This is a genomic window from Streptomyces sp. NPDC043996, assembly GCF_056435225.1.
Map to the genome: position 1 here is coordinate 427,383 of NZ_JBWKEY010000003.1, position 16,011 is coordinate 443,393.

Below are 16,011 nucleotides of genomic sequence, written 5' to 3' on the forward strand. Positions count from 1 at the left end.
AATTAGCAGATGCGAAAAGATCTCGATCGCTCATACGGTGAGCAGGCATTCGCAGCTGCGATGCACATGAGCCCCGCACCGCCACAGGAGGAATTCAAATGCGGAAGATCCTCGCCGGTTCCGCGGTCGCGTTCAGCGTCATGGCCGGGGGAATCGCGTTCGCGGGCCCCGCCCAAGCCGCGGGAACGTGCACCGACGCGGTCAAGAACGACTTCTCCGTCACGATTCCGGGCCCGAGGCCCGACTTGACCTTCTACGTCAAGAACTGCGCGGACGTCAGCAACAACAAGGTCACCGGCCACAGCATGACCTCGTGGCGGCCGGTCGACCCCCAAGGGCACCTGGACGAGAAGCGGTTCACGAGCTTCGTGGTCACGACGAGAATCGAAGCGCGGAAGGACGCGCACCCGCCCTTCGACGAGGACAAGGTCATCACGTCCAAGAGCTGTGATCTGACGGCCCTGGTGAACAAGCACGTGGACTACACCGGCCAAGAGGACGACTACGAGAACCCGCCGAACCGGTGCGCCGCCCCGGCCGCCGCCTTCGACAAGGATCTGTGGTGGTCGACGGACACGACGATCACCTATGACATCGCGGGGGACGAGAAGGGCCCGGTCACGCAACAGGTCGACGGCTCGCCTCTGCTGCACTGACCGTCACGTCGGCCGCCGGGCGCCGGGTGCCGGGGAGGCCGGCGCCCGACGCGCCCGACCACGCCCCCCGGCGCCCCGCGAGGCGGCAGCCGACACAGCCCGGATGCCCCTCGCGGGCCGTGTGGTCGCGCAGCCGCATGGGCTGCTGGGACGCCGGTCTCGGGCCCGGGGCCTTGCCCCAGCCCGTCAGGTGCAAGGCCCAGGTGACGAGCGCCGCCAGGGCCATCACGGCGAGCCCCAGCCAGATGCCGGGGCGCCAGCCGGTCAGGCCCACTCCCGAGATCAGCGCCCCCACCGTGGCCACCGCGCAGCCGGTCCAGCCCGCGATCGTATGGCCGTCGTCGTGTGTACTCACGTGTCGCGCCCTCCCCGTATCCGCCGGGGCACGGCGTGGCCGCGCCGCCGGTATCAGACGTAAGATGCCTTAGCGAGTAAGCAATTTATCTCACGCACTAAGGGATTTCAATGGAGGGCAAGCGCCGCCCCGGCGCGTCCGCGCAGGACGTGGTCAACGCGCTGGACGACCTCGTCGCGACGAGCGTCGTCGGCCAGCAGGAGTTCGCCCGCAACCTGGGCCTGTCCGTCACGGACCTGATCTGCTTCGCGTACGTCCTGCAGGCCGGGGACGACGCGGTCACCGCGGGGGAGCTCGCCACGCGCGCGCACGTGACGACGGGCGCGGTGACGGGCATCCTCAACCGCCTGGAGCGCGGCGGGTTCGTGGCCCGGCGGCCCGACCCGGCCGACCGGCGCCGGGTGCGCGTCGTCGCCGTACCGGCCGCGTCCGAGCGGGTGCGGGAGATCTACGAGCCGTACTACGCGCGCCTCATCGCGCTGTTCGACGACTTCACGCCGGACGAGATCGCCGTGATCGCCGCCTGGTCCTCGCGCGCGAGCGCCCTCGCGCGGACGTATCTGGAGGAGTCGTGCGAGGAGCCGGACCAGCCCTGACGCTCAGCCGCGGTACAGGGCCTCGATCTCCTTCTCGTACGCCTGCTCCACCGCCTGGCGTTTGACCTTCAGGGACGGTGTGAGCAGGCCGTTCTCCTCCGAGAACTCCCCCGGCACCAGGACGAACCTGCGGATGGACTCGGCGCGCGACACCGCCTCGTTGGCGTGGTCCACGGCCTTCTGCACGTCCTTGAGGAGCTGGGGGTCCTCGCACAGCTCGGACGGCGGGGTGTCCCGGGGGCGCTTGCGGACGGACAGCCAGTGGGCGACGGCCTCCGGGTCGAGGGTGACGAGCGCGGCCACGTAGGGGCGGTTGTCGCCGACGACGACGCACTGGCCGACGAGCGCGCGCCCGCGCAGCCGGTCCTCCAGGACGGCGGGCGAGACGTTCTTGCCGCCGCTGGTGACGATGATGTCCTTCTTGCGGCCGGTGATCGTGAGGTAGCCGTCCTCGTCGAGGGAGCCCAGGTCACCGGTGGCGAACCAGTCGCCGCTGAGGGCGGCGTCCGTGGCCTCCTGGTTGTTCCAGTACGAGGTGAAGACGATGCCGCCCTTGATGAGCACCTCGCCGTCCGCCGCGACGCGCACGGCGGTGCCCGGCACGGGCAGGCCCACGGTGCCGGGGCGGGGCCGCAGGGGCGGGGTGATCGTGGCGGCGGCGGTGGTCTCGGTGAGGCCGTAGCCCTCGTAGATGATGATCCCGGCGGCGTAGAAGAACAGGTTGAGGTCTTTGTCGAGCGGGGAGCCGCCGCTGATCGCGTAGTGCAGACGGCCGCCGACCTCTTTGCGGATGCGCCGGTAGACGAGCAGGTCGTACAGCGCCCAGGCGAGGTAGAGGCCGACGGACGGGCCGCGTCCGGTGCCGAGGAACCTGTTCAGGTACGCCTCGCCGAAGCGCACGCCGATCCGCTCGGCGCGGTCGAAGGACGCGCCGCGGCCGATCTTCTCGGCGGTCGCGCGCCCGGTGTCGTGGATCTTCTCGAAGAGGTACGGGACGCCGACGACGAACGTCGGCCGGAACGCGCGGAGTTCGGGCCGCAGATCCTCCGGCTTGATGCTCGGGCAGTGGCCGAGCTCGATCCGGGCCAGCAGGCAGGCGATCTGGATGCTGCGGCCCAGGATGTGCGCGAGCGGCAGGAACAGGAGCGTGGCCGCCTTCTTGCCGGTGATCCGCTGGAACACCGGGTACAGCAGGTCCACGGTGTTCGCGGCCTCGGCGTGCAGATTGCCGTGCGTGAGGACGCAGCCCTTGGGGCGCCCGGTGGTGCCCGACGTGTAGCAGAGGGTCGCGATGGAGTCGGGGGTCAGGGCCTCGCGCCGCTCGGTGACCTCCTCGTCGCCCACCCGCCGTCCAAGGGCGGGGAGTTCGAGGACCGCGCCGTCGTCGATGGTCCTGATGGCGGGACGCGCGTCCAGGTCCGCGACCGCGCGCCGCGCCGTCGCCGCGTTCTCCGGGGTCTCGGCGAACAGCAGGGCCGCGCCGGAGTCCCGCACGATCCACTCGATCTGCGCCGCCGACGACGTCGGGTAGACGGGCACGGTCTGGCCACCCGCCGCCCACACCGCGAAGTCCAGGACCGTCCATTCGTAGCGCGTACGGGACATCAGGGCGACGCGGCCGCCCGGTTCGAGCCCCGCCGCGATCAGGCCCTTGGCCGCCGCGGTGACCTCGCGCGCGAAGGCGGCGGCCGTGACCGGGCGCCACTGGCCCGCCTCCTTGCGGCGCAGCACCACCGCGTCGGGCGCCTCGGCGGCGTTGGTGAAGGGGATGTCGGCCGTGGCGGCCCGCGTGGCCGCGGCGGCGAGGGCGGGGGCGCGGGCCTCGCGGACCACGCCGTCCGCGTCCCGGACGAGTTCGACCTTGGCGCGGTCGGCGAGCTCACTGTGGCGGCCCGCCTGTCTCAAGTCCTTGCGTACGCCCATGACGGCTCCCCAGGGGTGTGTACCGTGGGGTCAACTTACCGATGCGTAGGGAAAGTTCAATGGGTCGCGCGGAAGTCCGCGGACCCGGCCGGGAGTGGGTGGGTGGGCCGCGTCAGCGGCGTCCCGGGGTCCAGACCTCGCCCTCCAGAACCCGGCCCATCCCCACCCACACCATGTTCATCAGGCGCAGGGTGACGCCCTCCGGGGACTGGTCCGGGTTGCGGGCCATCCAGTCGGTGAGCGAGTCCGCGGCGCCCACCAGGGCGTGGGCCACGAAGTCGGCGTCGCTGTCGTTGAGGGGCGACGTCGGCGCGCTCTCCTCGATGCCCGCCCGCACCAGCGCCGCAACGTGCGCCATCACCGCGCGCCGCGCCTCCGCGACGGCGGCCGCGATGGGCTCGCTGAGCTCGGCGGCCTGGCGGTGCAGCACCACCCAGCTGTCGCGGTGCTCCGCCACGAAGGCGAAGAAGGCCAGCAGGCCCGCGTACAGGCGGGCTTCGGGGGCGCCGGTGGTGGTCGCGGGCGCGTCCTGGGCCGCGGTCTCGAAGGCGGTGACCAGGCGGGCCGCCTCGCGGCGCAGGCAGGCGAGGAACAGGCCCTCTTTGGAGTCGAGGTAGAGGTAGACCATCGGCTTGGAGATTCCGGCGAGTTCGGCGATCTCGTCCACCGAGGCGGCGTGGTAGCCGCGTTTGGCGAAGACGGGGAGTGCGGTGTCGAGCATCTGCTGTTCGCGTTCCTTGCGGGGGACGCGGCGCTTGCGTGGGGGGTGTTGGTCGCGCGGGGTGTGTTGCGCGCGTGGAGTGTGTTGGTCGCGTGGGGCGTGTTGCTCGCGTCTGTCCGGCGTTGCGGCCACCGCTGTCAGCCTCCTTGGTCCAGGCCTACCTTACCTGGGGGTAAGTTCGGGGTGGCGGGGGTGGGGGGTGGGTTGGCCTGCCGGCGGCCCCCGAACCCGCCCCTTTCCCGAAACCAGGGGCTGCCGCCCCTGGCACCCCGCCTTATCGGCCTTCGGCCTCGTCCTCAAACGCCGGACGGGCTGGAACCGCGTTCAAGCCCTCGCTGGCCTGCGCCGAAGTACGGTGCATGACATCTTTGCGTGCTTCCGTCCGGAATCCCGGGTCCGTCGCCGGACGGCGCCTCGCGGTGTGTCTGGTGCCCGCGCTTGTGATCGCCGTGGCCGGGTACCAGCGGCGCTGGATGTCCGACGACGGGCACATCTATGTGCGGACGGTCCGTCAGGTCCTGGCGGGGCACGGGCCCGTCTTCAACGCGGGCGAGCGCGCGGAGTCCTCCACCGGGACGCTGTGGCAGTGGCTCCTTGTGCTCGCCGGGCTGCCCGGCGTGGACGTCGTCACCGCCGCGGTGTACGGCGGTCTGCTGCTCACCGCCGCCGGGTTCGCGCTGGCGGCGTGGGGTGCCGTGCGGCTGCACGCGGGGGCGACGGGGGGCGTGGGCGGTGTGCTGCCGCTCGGTGCCCTCGTGCCGCTCGCCCTGCCGCCCGTGTGGGACTTCGCCACCTCCGGGCTCGAAACGGGGCTCGCCACCTGCTGGCTCGCGGGCGCCTGGCTGCTGCTCGTGGTCCGTCCGCACGGCATCGCCACCGCGTTCGTCCTCGGGCTCGGTCCCCTCGTGCGGCCCGATCTGGCCCTGGTGTCCGCCGTGTTCCTGGGCGCGCAGTGGCTGAGCGCGCGCCCCTCGCGCCGCGGCGCGCTCGCCGGTGCGGCCGCCGCGGGGGCGCTGCCGGTCGCGTACGAGATCTTCCGCATGGGCTACTACGGGCATCTGATGCCGCTGCCTGGTGTCACCAAGGAGGCTTCGGCCAGTCTGTGGGGGCGCGGGGTCGCCTATCTCGCCGACTTCGCGGGGCCCTATCTGCTGTGGCTGCCCGCGCTGTTCGTCCTCGCCGCCGTGCTGCCCTCGGGGCGGGCGCGGCCGTCGCCGCCGCTCGTCCCGGCGCTCGCGCCCGTCGTCGCGGGAGTGCTGTGCTGGGCGTACGTCATCAAGGTCGGCGGGGACTTCATGCACGGGCGGATGTTCCTGCCGGGGCTCTTCCTGCTGGCCCTGCCCGTGTTCGTGGTGCCCGCCACGCGCGCGTGGGCCCTCGCGTCGGGCGGCGTCCTCGTGTGGGCGGTGGCGTGCGCGGCCGCGCTGCGGATGCCGTACGAGGGCCTGGTCGGGCCGCGCGGCATCGCCGACGAACGCGGCGTCTACGTGTGGCAGAACGCCGCCGCGCATCCGCTGCGGCACGGCTTCGCCGGGTTCGAGGGCAACGCGGCGTACGCGCGCGACGTCCGGGCGGCCGCGCGGAGCGGGGCGCCGACGCTGCTCCTGGCCCGCACCCGCACCACGTCCGGCTCCCCGTCGGTGACCGGCGCCTACACCACCCTCGGTCTCAACGGCACCGTCGTCCCCCTCGACGGGGCCGCCCTCGACCCCATCGGCCTCGCCTACCCCCTCGCCGCGCACTCCGAGCGGATCGCCCACGCGCGCGTGGGCCACGACAAGCGCCTGCCCGACGAGTGGATCGTCGCCGACCGGGGCGGGCACGGCCTGCCCGCGGGGGTGGACCCGGCGCGGGTGGCCGCCGCGCGCCGCGCTCTTGGCTGCGGGGCGCTCGCCGAGCTCCGCGCGGCCACCCGCGCGCCCCTCACGGCGGGGCGCTTCCTGCGCAACGTCACCGGGTCCCTGGAGCGCACCTCGTTCCGCTTCCCCAACGACCCGGTGCGCGCCGAGCGGGAGCTGTGCCGCCGGGGCGGGAGCTGACCCGGGCGGTCAGGACACCACGTCCTTGCGGGCGAAGCCCCGGAACGCCAGGGCGAAGAGCACCAGCGCGTACGTCACCGACAGGGCCGTGCCCTGGATCATGCCCGCCCACTCGGGGGTGGGCTGGAAGACGTCAGCCCAGGCGAACTGCCAGTGCGCGGGCAGGAAGTCGCGCCAGCCGCCGAGCGCCGTCACCGCGTCCAGGACGTTCCCCGCGATCGTCAGGCCGACCGCGCCGCCCACCGCGCCAAGGGGCGCGTCCGTCCGCGTCGAGAGCCAGAACGCGAGGCCCGCGGTGACCAGCTGCGAGGCGAAGACGTACGCGACGACGACCACCAGGCGCTGTGCGGCGGTGCCCGCGCCGAGCGTGCCGCCGGTGGGGATCTCCAGCGGCCCCCAGCCGTACGCCGCCGTGCCGACGGCGAGCGCGACCAGCGGAAGCAGCGCGATCGCGGCGGCGCTCATGCCGAGGGCGACGACCAGCTTGGACCACAGCAGGCGGGCGCGCGGCACGGGCGCGGCGAGCAGATAGCGCAGGCTGGACCAGCCCGCCTCGGAGGCCACGGTGTCCCCGAAGAACAGCGCCACGGGGATCACGAGCAGGAACCCGGCCGACACGAACAGGCAGGTCGCTGCGAAGTTCACCCCGGACGCCGTGGCCGTGTCCATCAGCGTCACCTGGTCGTTGCGGCCGCCCGGCGAACCGGCGACCGCGAAGGCGAGGAGCAGCACGAAGGGCAGCAGGGCGAGGATGCCGCCCATCACCAGCGTGCGCCGCCGCTTGAGCTGGCGGATCGCCTCGACGCGCAACGGCAGCGTGCGGCCGGGGCGGTATCCGGGGGCGGTGGCCCTCGGTGCGTCCACCGCCGCGCCTCGCGCGGTAGCGGGAGCTTCGTCCGCCGCGCCTCGCGCGGGGGCAGGTGCTTCGCCCGCCGCACCCCGCGCGGTGCCGGTCGCCTCGGCTGTCTCTTCCGGTGCCGTCACGCCGCACCTCCTCCGATCAGGGTCAAGAACGCGTCTTCCAGGCGGCGGTGCGGGCCCAGCGACTCCACGGGGACCTCCAGGCGGACCAGTTCGGGCAGCAGCGCCGCCCCCGTGGCCGCCGGGCCGCCGTCGAGCCGCACCAGGAGCCCGCCCTCGGCGCGGACCGCCGACGCCACGCCCGGGAGCGACGCCACCTTCTCGACCAGCGGGTCCGGCACGTCGGCGGCCAGGCCGACGAGGAGCGTGTCCCCGGCTCCCACGATCTCGTCGACCGGGCCCGCCTGGACGAGGCGGCCCCGGTCCATCACGACGAGGTGGGTGCAGGACTGCTCGACCTCGGCGAGGAGGTGGCTGGAGACGATGACCGTGCGGCCGCCCGCCGCGTACCGGATCATCACCTCGCGCATCTCGCGGATCTGGGGCGGGTCGAGGCCGTTGGTCGGCTCGTCCAGGATGAGCAGGTCGGGCAGGCCGAGCATGGCCTGGGCGAGGGCGAGGCGCTGGCGCATGCCCTGGGAGTACGTCCGCACCGCGCGGGCGAGGGCGTCGCCGAGCCCCGCGATCTCCAGGGCCTCGTCCAGGTGGGCGTCCTCGGCGGGGCGGCCGGTGGCACGCCAGTACAGCTCCAGGTTCTCCCGCCCCGACAGGTGCGGCAGGAACCCGGCGCCCTCGACGAACGCGCCGACGCGGGACAGGACCGGCGCACCCGGGCGGATCGCCCGGCCGAAGACACGGATCTCGCCCGCGTCGGGCCGGATGAGGCCCATCAGCATGCGCAGGGTGGTGGTCTTGCCCGCGCCGTTCGGCCCGAGGAGGCCGAGGACCTGGCCCTTCTCGACGCGGAAGGACAGGTCGCGGACCGCGTACCGGTCGCTGGACTTCGCGTAGCGCTTGCTCAGGCCGGTGATCTGGAGCGGGACGCCCGCGAGGGCCGGGTCCGGGGCGGGCGCGGTGACGCGCCCGCGGCCGAGGACGAGCAGGGCGACGGCGACGGCCACGCCGGCGAGCGGCAGCCACCACACCCAGGCGGGCAGCGGCGCGGCGGCGGTCGTCACTCCGGGGGCCGTCGGCACCTTCAGGGGGCCCTTCAACGACACCGTGTACGCGGCCGGTTCGGCCGGTGAGGCGTAGCCGAGGTCGGTGGCGGCGAGCACCAGGCGCAGCCGGTGGCCCTTCTTCAGCTCGTGGTCGACGGCGGGCAGCGTCAGCTCGACGTCCTTGCCGTCGACGGCGCCGTCGATCCGCACGGGGGCGACGAGTTGCGCGGGCAGCACCTGCCGGGCGCCGCCGGGACCCACGTCGTACACCTTCCCGAAGAGGACCGTGTCCTCGCTGTCGGCCTTCACGCGCGCCCGCACGGTGGGCGCTCCGGTGATCCGCAGGTCCTCGGTGAGCGGCTTCGACTCGAACGCCGCGTACTGCCCGGGGAAGTCGAGGGAGACGCCGATGCCCAGCGAGGACAGCCGGTCGAGGCCGCTGTCGCCGCCGACCGCGCCGAGGCCCGGCAGTGCGGACACGGCGGGCGGCGCGGCGCCCGGCGGGTTCTCGAAGGTCTGCGGCCGCCCGCCGAGCGGCACGTCGCGCACCCCGGCCGCGAGGCCGGGGTAGCGGTCGGCGCTCGCCCCGCGCAGCGTCGCCGAGCCGTCCGTGGAGTCGATGCCTCCGGTGCGCGTGACGCGGAAGGCGGGGCCGGTGTCGGTGCCCTTGTCGTCCTTCAGGTAGCGGTCGAACCAGGCGGTGACGCGGTCGCCGACCCGGTCCGTCTCCCTCGCGCCGCCGTCGTGGCCGCCCGCGATCCAGTCGACCGCCACGGGCGCGTCCTGTGCGCGGATCGCCTTGGCCATGGCGTCGGCCTGGCCGAGCGGGAACAGCGAGTCCCGCTGGCCCTGCACGATCAGCGCGGGCACCTTGATCCGGGTGCCGACGGCGGCCGGGCTGCGCTCGGCGAGCAGCGCGCGCGCCTTCGCGTCCGGCTTCCCGGACACCGCGACGCGCTCGTACATCGCGCACAGCCTCGGCTGGAACCGGTCGCAGCCGCCTCCGGCGCCGAGGAACATCCCGGCCCACTGCTTCTTGAACACGCCGTTCGGGAACAGCGCGTCCGCCAGGTTCCAGTACGTGATCACCGGGGCGATCGCGTCCACCCGCTCGTCGTGCCCGGCGGCGAGCAGCGCGGCCGCTCCGCCGTACGAAGCGCCGGTGACGCCCACGCGCGGGTCGCCCGCCTTGTCGAGGCGGACCTCGGGCCGCTTCGCCAGCCAGTCGATGAGCCGGGAGACGTCGGCGCCCTCGCCCTTCGGGTCGTTCAGGCCGATGCGTCCGGTGGAGTCGCCGAAGCCGCGCGCGGACCAGGTGAGGACCGCGTATCCCGCGCGGGCGAGGTCCTCGGCCTGGTCCCGGACGTCGTCCTTGCTGCCGCCGAAGCCGTGCCCGAGGAGGACGGCGGGGCGCTTGGCGGCGGCGTCGCCCGCGGTGAAGTACGAGGTGTCGATCTTCACCGGGCGGCCGTCGTCGCTGCCCGTGGTCAGCGTCCGGTCCGAGCGGCGCACGGCGGGTCCTTCGTCCGACGCGAGCGCCGAAAGCGCTCCCCAGGCGCCCGCGCCGACGAGGACCGCGAGGACGGCCACGGCGGCGAGCAGCCGCCGCGGCGCGCGCAGCGCGGACTTCCAGGCTCTGGCCCGGCGCGGCGCTCCGGCCCGGCGCAGTCGTAGATCCATGGCGTCAACGGTACGGGCGGCCGCTGACAACCGAGGCAGCCCCTAGGGGGAACCCCGTGGCCTCCTCGGGGAGTACGCCCGGCTCCCGGCTACGCCCGACGCGGTAGCGCGCCACGGCCACGGCACAACATGTCAGGGGCGCCTAGGCTGTTGACCCATGACATCTCCGGAGTCCTCCGACTCGCCCGGCTCTCCCGGCTCTCCCGGCTCGCTGGAGTCCCTCGCCACCGGCCAGCGCTCGCTCGGTGACCCGGCCGTCCGCTTCCCGCTCTGGCCGCCGTTGACCGAGGGCTGCCCCGTCACGAGCACGGAGGCCGTCGCCTACCCCGTAGAGGTCGATTACGCCTACGACGGGCTCCCCGAAGGCTTCTTCGCGCCCGCCACCGCCGCCGCGCGGCCGCGCGGACACGAGCGCTGGGCGCCGCTCCTGCCGCCGCTGCACGCGCCCTCCCTCGCCGAGGGCGGCACGCCCCTGATCCCCCTAGAGGACGGCGTGTGGCTCAAGGACGAGTCCCGCAATCCGACGTGGAGCCACAAGGACCGCCTCAACCGGATCACGGTGAGCGCCGCCGTCGGCGTCGGCGCGCCCGGCGTCGTCGTCGCCTCCTCCGGCAACCACGGCGCCTCCGCCGCCGCCTACGCGGCGCGCGCCGGGCTGCCGTGCGCCGTCCTCACCTCGCCGGACGCGCCGCCCGCCGTCGACGCGTTCCTGCGCGGCTACGGCGCCACCGTGCTGCACGTCCCCGCCGACGACCGCTGGCCGCTGATGCGCCGCATCGTCGAGCGCACCGGCTACCACCCCGTCAGCAACCTCACCCCCGCCGCGCACACCGGGCACGGGTTCGGGCCCGAGGGCTACAAGACGCTCGCGTACGAGATCTTCACCGACCTGGGCACCGTCCCGCGCGCGGTGTTCGTGCCGACCGGCTACGGGGAGCTGCTGTTCGGCGTCTGGAAGGGTTTCGCCGAGCTGGTGCGGCTCGGGTGCGCGCGGCGGGTGCCGCGCCTGTACAGCTGCGAGCCCGCCACCGGCGGCCCGCTCGCCGCCGCGCTGCGCTCCGGGAGGCCCGCCGCGCGCGTGGCTGTGGGGCCGACCGCCGCGTACGCCATCGACTGCCCGGTGGGCGGCGTCCGGGGGGTCGTCGCGCTGCGGGAGAGCGGGGGTGCGGCGCTGCTCGTCGGGGACGAGGAGATGGCCGCCGCGCGGGCCCGGCTCGCGCGGGCCGGGGTGTGGGCGGAGCTGTCGGCGGCGGCCGGGTTCGCCGGGTTCCGGCAGCTGGGCCGACGGGCGCGCGACGCGGAGGGCCCTGTGGTGTGCGTATCCACGTCGAGCGGCTTCAAGGACCGCGACCTGCTGGCCGGGGAGGCGGCGCGGGACGTGGTGGACGCCGGGGACTGGGGTGCGGTGGCGCGGCGCCTTGGGCTGTAGGCCCTGCCCGGAGCGGCGGACCCGTTCTCGCCGCCACCGCTCCTAGGTCTCGCCGCTACCGCTCGTCAGTCTCGTCGGTGAGCGCTTCGTAGACGTCGTCCAGGGCGAACGCGCCGTCGAGGGCGAACCCGTCGTCGTCCAGGGCGAACCCGTCATCGAGCGCGAGACCCTGCCCCGCTGCCTCTTCCCCGTCCCCGGCCTCGTCACCGTCGCCCTCCTGGACCTCGACGACGGCCCGCACCACGCTGACCTCGCCGTCGCCCGCCCGGGGGCGGTCGAGGGGGCCCTCCTGGCGCGCGGTGTAGCCGAAGAGGCCGTCGGCCGCTTCGAGGGCGTTGGTGTCGGCGAAGACCAGGCGCGGGCGCCCTTCGGACACGCGGCGCAGGAACCCCTCCGCCGTGTCCTCGGCGACGATCCTGCCGCCGTCGAGGAGGGCGACGCGGTCGGCGAGGCGCTCGGCCTCCTCCAGGTACCGGGTCGTCAGGAAGACCGTGACGCCGTCCGCGGCCAGGCCGCGGATCACGTCCCACAGCGTCCGGCGTTCGTGCGGCTCCAGGTCCGCCGTCGGCTCGTCGATGAGGAGGACTCCCGGCCGCCCCATGAGGCTCATCGCCAGGTCCAGTCCGCGCAGCGCGGCACGGGGGAGTTCGTCGGCCCGCTGGTCGGCCGCGCCCGCCAGGCCGCAGCCCAGCAGCAGTTCGTCGCAGCGCCGCCGCGCCTCGGCGCCGTCCAGGCCGTGGGGCTCCGCAGCCCGCAGGAGGTTCTCCCTGGCGGTCAGGGTCCCGTCCGCCGCCGAGGAGCGGCCCATGACGCCGACCGGCGCACCAGGGGCCGCCGCGGCTTCCTGAGGCCCCCCGTCGGCGCTCACGCGCGCGGAGAGCAGTTCGACGACCGCGGTCTTGCCCGCCCCCGCCGGGCCGAGCAGCGCGAAGACCTCCCCCTGGAGGACGCTCAGCTCGACGCCGTCGAGGACCGCCGCGTCACCGTGGACCGCGTCACCGTGGACCGCGTCGCCGTGGACCGCGTCGCCCTGGATCGCCGCGTCGCCGTGGACCGTGGTCAGACCGCGGGCGGTGAGGGCCGGCTGGCCGGCGGAGGGGGTGACTCCCCTGAGCCTTTTCATGACGGTCTGCTCTCCTCCGGGATGTGCACGCATCGGAGGAGCCCACCCACCGACCCATACGGACACCGCACGCGAATACCTCGACGCGAGCACCGTAAGAGAAGCTTCACACACCGTGCAAGTCGCTCTTGAACAATGTGCAAGCTTGCGGTAAGCCCCGGCCCGGGACTGGTCCGGGGCTGCTCCGGGACTACTCCCCCGGCACGCTCACCAGCCAGCGCGTCGCCGCGCGCGGCCTCAGGTACAGCGCCCAGTACAGCGTGGCCACGCCCACGATCCCGCCGGTCCACAGCAGGTACGGCGTCTCCTGGCGGCTCAGCACGTAGGCGAGGACGGCGATGAGGACCACCGGAACGCCGGGCCACAGCGGCATGCGCCAGGCGGGCGCCGCGCCGTGGGAGCCGCGCCGGGCGAGCAGCGCGGCCACGGCCACGAGCAGGTACATCCCCGTCACGGACACGCCCGTCACCCCGTACAGCGTGTCCAGGTTCACGAAGCAGAGCCCGGCGCCCGGCAGGCCCACGAGGAGGGTCGCGACCCACGGCGAGCTGAAGCGGCCGAGGCGGGAAAGCGCCGCGTTCACGGGCGCGGGCCAGGCCTTGTCGCGCGCGGATGCGTACAGCACGCGGGAGTTCTGGATGACCATGACGATGCCCGCGTTGATGATGGCGAGGGCCACGCACAGGCTGATGAAGGTGCCGACGCCGGAGCTCGACCAGGCCGCGACCATCCCGCTGATGTCGCCGCGGGTGAGCGCCGCCAGGTCCGGCGCGCCCATGGTGATCGCGGCGACCGGCACGAGCAGCACGACCGCGGAGATGCCGAGCGTGAGGAGCACGGTGCGGGCGACGTTGCGCCGGGGGTTCTCCATCTCCTCGGAGAGGTAGACGGCCGTGGAGAAGCCCTGGGTGACGAAGAGCGCGATGGCGAGCCCGGAGACGATCAGCATGGCGGTGACCGCGTCGGGGCCGCCGCCCGCGCCCGCCACCTCCAGGCTCACCAGGCTGTCCGCGCCGCGTTCGGCGTGGGCGAAGCCGAGGACCGCGACGACGCCCGCGGCGACCACTTCGAGGACCAGGAAGATCCCGGTGATCCAGGCGTTGGCCCGCAGGTCGAGCAGGCCCGCGAGGGTGGCCAGGAGCATCACGCCCGCGCCCGCGTAGGCGGGTTCGATCCGCACCAGGGGCGCGAGGTAGTCGGCCGTGCCCATGGCGATCACGGGCGGCACGATCATCACGACGAGCAGGGAGAGCACGAACACGAGCCAGCCCGCGAGCCGTCCGGCCATCGTGGAGACCATCGCGTACTCGCCGCCCGCGCTCGGGATCAGGGTGCCGAGCTCGCAGTAGCAGAACGCGACGCCCACGCACAGCAGGGCGCCGATGGCGATGGTGAGGGCGGCGGCGGTACCGAGCGAGGAGAAGAGGTCGGGCACGACGACGAAGAGCGTGGAGGCGGGCGTGACGCAGGACAGCGTGAGCAGGGTGCCGCCGACGACGCCGATGGACCGCTTGAGCTTGCGCGGCCGCCCGTCCGGATCCGAGGTCGCCTCCGGGGCGAGGGACGCGGGCGGCGGCGTGTGCAGCGTTTCGGTCATACGGCGGATCCGATCGGCTCGTACCAGCGAAGAAGAGGGGGCCGGCGAAGAAGAGGGGGGGTGGAGCCGTCAGGAAACCCCCGCGTCAGGAGAACGTCAATGGCCGCTCACCTACGGATTCCGCACCCCCGGAGATCAGTAACTCGCCATTGAATCCCAGACGTTGAGCCCCATAGGTATCAATTAGCCAGAGAGTCCCCACAGCCGCCTTGGATAGCAAGGTCAAAAACGATAAGGACCTTCCTCGCGCCTTTTCTCCCCTCCGTACGGGAACCGCAGCCATTCCCCCAAAAAAGAAACGAAGCCGTCCGCAGGGCGGACGGCTTCGTTCAGGGCGTGACAGCGGTCAGTGATTGCGCGGGAACCCCAGGTCCACCCCGGCCGGGGCGTCCGACGGGTCCGGCCAGCGCGTCGTGACGACCTTGCCGCGGGTGTAGAAGTGCGTGCCGTCGTTGCCGTAGATGTGGTGGTCGCCGAAGAGGGAGTCCTTCCAGCCACCGAAGGAGTGGTAGCCCACCGGCACCGGGATCGGCACGTTCACGCCGACCATGCCCGCCTGGACCTCCAGTTGGAAGCGCCGCGCGGCGCCGCCGTCCCGGGTGAAGACCGCGGTGCCGTTGCCGAACGGCGAGGCGTTGATGAGGGCCAGCCCCTCGTCGTACGTCTCCACGCGCAGCACACAGAGCACCGGGCCGAAGATCTCGTCCTTGTACGCGTCCGCCGTCACCGGGACCCGGTCGAGCAGCGACAGGCCGATCCAGTGGCCGTCCTCGTAGCCCTCGACGGTGTAGCCGGTGCCGTCCAGGACGACCTCGCTGCCCTGCGCCGCCGCGCCCTTCACGTACGACGCGACCTTGTCGCGGTGGGCCGCGGTGATGAGCGGGCCCATCTCGGAGGCCGGGTCGTTGCCGGGGCCGATCTTGATCTTCTCGGCGCGCTCCTTGATCTTCGCGACGAGTTCGTCGCCGACCGCGCCGACGGCGACGACGGCCGAGATGGCCATGCAGCGCTCGCCCGCCGAGCCGTACGCGGCCGAGACGGCGGCGTCGGCGGCCGCGTCCAGGTCGGCGTCCGGAAGCACCAGCATGTGGTTCTTGGCGCCGCCGAGGGCCTGGACGCGCTTGCCGTTGGCGGAGGCGGTGGTGTGGATGTAGCGGGCGATGGGGGTGGAGCCCACGAAGGACACCGCCGCCACGTCCGGGTGCTCAAGGAGGCGGTCCACGGCCACCTTGTCGCCGTGCACGACGTTGAACACGCCGTCCGGAAGGCCCGCCTCCGCGAGCAGCTCCGCCACCCGCATCGAGGCCGACGGGTCCTTCTCGCTGGGCTTCAGGACGAAGGTGTTGCCGCACGCGATGGCGAGCGGGAACATCCACATCGGCACCATGGCCGGGAAGTTGAAGGGCGTGATGCCGGCGACGACGCCGAGCGGCTGGCGGATCGAGGAGACGTCCACGCGGCTCGCGACCTGCGTCGACAGCTCGCCCTTGAGCTGCACGCTGATGCCGCACGCCAGGTCGACGACCTCCAGGCCGCGGGCGACCTCGCCGAGGGCGTCGGAGTGCACCTTGCCGTGCTCGGCGGTGATCAGCTCGGCGATCTCGTCGCGGTGCGCGTCGAGGAGCGCGCGGAACTTGAAGAGGATGGACGTGCGCTGGGCGAGCGAGGACTGGCCCCACGTCGCGTACGCGGCCTTGGCGGCGGCCACGGCCGCGTCCACCTCGTCCACGGACGCGAACGCCACCCGGGTCGTCACGGCGCCGGTGGCCGGGTCGGTGACCGGGCCGTACGTACCGGACGCGCCCTCGACGCTCTTGCCGCCGATCCAGTGGTCGACGGTCTTCGTCGTGCTCGTCATGCCAAGAACTCCT

At 73.5% G+C, this 16,011-nt stretch carries 12 protein-coding genes; 4 read left to right on the top strand and 8 right to left on the bottom strand.

Features of this window, described 5'->3' with window-relative positions; translation table 11 throughout:
• The first annotated feature begins 98 nt into the window (after positions 1-98).
• Positions 99-656 (top strand): hypothetical protein, encoded by a 558-nt coding sequence (locus AC07A4_RS09255; protein ID WP_478595146.1) that lies wholly within the window; start codon positions 99-101, stop codon positions 654-656.
• On the opposite strand, the gene AC07A4_RS09260 is transcribed toward AC07A4_RS09255, so the two are convergent.
• Positions 619-1,011 (bottom strand): HGxxPAAW family protein, encoded by a 393-nt coding sequence (locus tag AC07A4_RS09260; RefSeq protein WP_478595149.1) that lies wholly within the window; start codon positions 1,009-1,011, stop codon positions 619-621. The two genes, AC07A4_RS09255 and AC07A4_RS09260, sit on opposite strands and share 38 nt — an antisense overlap.
• Positions 1,012-1,121: 110 nt before the next feature.
• Between AC07A4_RS09260 and AC07A4_RS09265 the strand changes: the two genes are divergently transcribed.
• A complete protein-coding gene (locus tag AC07A4_RS09265; protein WP_478595152.1) occupies positions 1,122-1,607 on the top strand; it encodes a MarR family transcriptional regulator in 486 nt (161 codons plus the stop codon).
• Positions 1,608-1,610: 3 nt separating this feature from the next.
• Here the strand turns inward: AC07A4_RS09265 and AC07A4_RS09270 are convergent, their stop codons facing one another.
• Both AC07A4_RS09270 and AC07A4_RS09275 read right to left on the bottom strand, forming a co-directional pair.
• Positions 1,611-3,530 (bottom strand): AMP-dependent synthetase/ligase, encoded by a 1,920-nt coding sequence (locus tag AC07A4_RS09270; protein ID WP_478595153.1) that lies wholly within the window; start codon positions 3,528-3,530, stop codon positions 1,611-1,613.
• A 112-nt stretch (positions 3,531-3,642) separates the two neighbouring features.
• Positions 3,643-4,251 carry a TetR/AcrR family transcriptional regulator gene (locus AC07A4_RS09275; RefSeq protein WP_478595156.1) on the bottom strand — a complete coding sequence of 203 codons (609 nt, stop codon included), beginning with the start codon at positions 4,249-4,251 and terminating at the stop codon, positions 3,643-3,645.
• Between the two features lie 428 nt (positions 4,252-4,679).
• Between AC07A4_RS09275 and AC07A4_RS09280 the strand changes: the two genes are divergently transcribed.
• Entirely contained in the window at positions 4,680-6,290 is a 1,611-nt protein-coding gene (locus AC07A4_RS09280; protein WP_478595158.1) for an arabinofuranosyltransferase AftB family protein, read from the top strand.
• Positions 6,291-6,299: 9 nt separating this feature from the next.
• On the opposite strand, the gene AC07A4_RS09285 is transcribed toward AC07A4_RS09280, so the two are convergent.
• Both AC07A4_RS09285 and AC07A4_RS09290 read right to left on the bottom strand, forming a co-directional pair.
• The gene (locus AC07A4_RS09285; RefSeq protein WP_478595921.1) at positions 6,300-7,154 is read right to left on the bottom strand and encodes an ABC transporter permease; all 855 of its coding nucleotides are present in this window, start codon (positions 7,152-7,154) and stop codon (positions 6,300-6,302) included.
• Between the two features lie 116 nt (positions 7,155-7,270).
• Positions 7,271-9,991, bottom strand: a complete 2,721-nt coding sequence (locus tag AC07A4_RS09290) for an alpha/beta fold hydrolase (RefSeq protein WP_478595160.1) — start codon at positions 9,989-9,991, stop codon at positions 7,271-7,273.
• Positions 9,992-10,148: 157 nt separating this feature from the next.
• Here AC07A4_RS09290 and AC07A4_RS09295 point away from each other — a divergent pair, with 157 nt between their 5' ends.
• On the top strand, positions 10,149-11,420 hold the full coding sequence (locus AC07A4_RS09295) for a threonine synthase (RefSeq protein ID WP_478595161.1): 1,272 nt from the start codon (positions 10,149-10,151) through the stop codon (positions 11,418-11,420).
• A 55-nt stretch (positions 11,421-11,475) separates the two neighbouring features.
• On the opposite strand, the gene AC07A4_RS09300 is transcribed toward AC07A4_RS09295, so the two are convergent.
• The 3 genes from AC07A4_RS09300 to mmsA all read right to left on the bottom strand — a co-directional run bounded on the left by AC07A4_RS09300 (position 11,476) and on the right by mmsA (position 15,998).
• Positions 11,476-12,543, bottom strand: a complete 1,068-nt coding sequence (locus tag AC07A4_RS09300) for an ATP-binding cassette domain-containing protein (RefSeq protein ID WP_478595163.1) — start codon at positions 12,541-12,543, stop codon at positions 11,476-11,478.
• A 190-nt stretch (positions 12,544-12,733) separates the two neighbouring features.
• Positions 12,734-14,140 carry an APC family permease gene (locus tag AC07A4_RS09305; RefSeq protein WP_478595165.1) on the bottom strand — a complete coding sequence of 469 codons (1,407 nt, stop codon included), beginning with the start codon at positions 14,138-14,140 and terminating at the stop codon, positions 12,734-12,736.
• Between the two features lie 346 nt (positions 14,141-14,486).
• Positions 14,487-15,998, bottom strand: coding sequence for a CoA-acylating methylmalonate-semialdehyde dehydrogenase (gene mmsA / locus AC07A4_RS09310; protein ID WP_478595168.1), 1,512 nt, complete (start codon positions 15,996-15,998; stop codon positions 14,487-14,489).
• Positions 15,999-16,011: the final 13 nt, after the last annotated feature.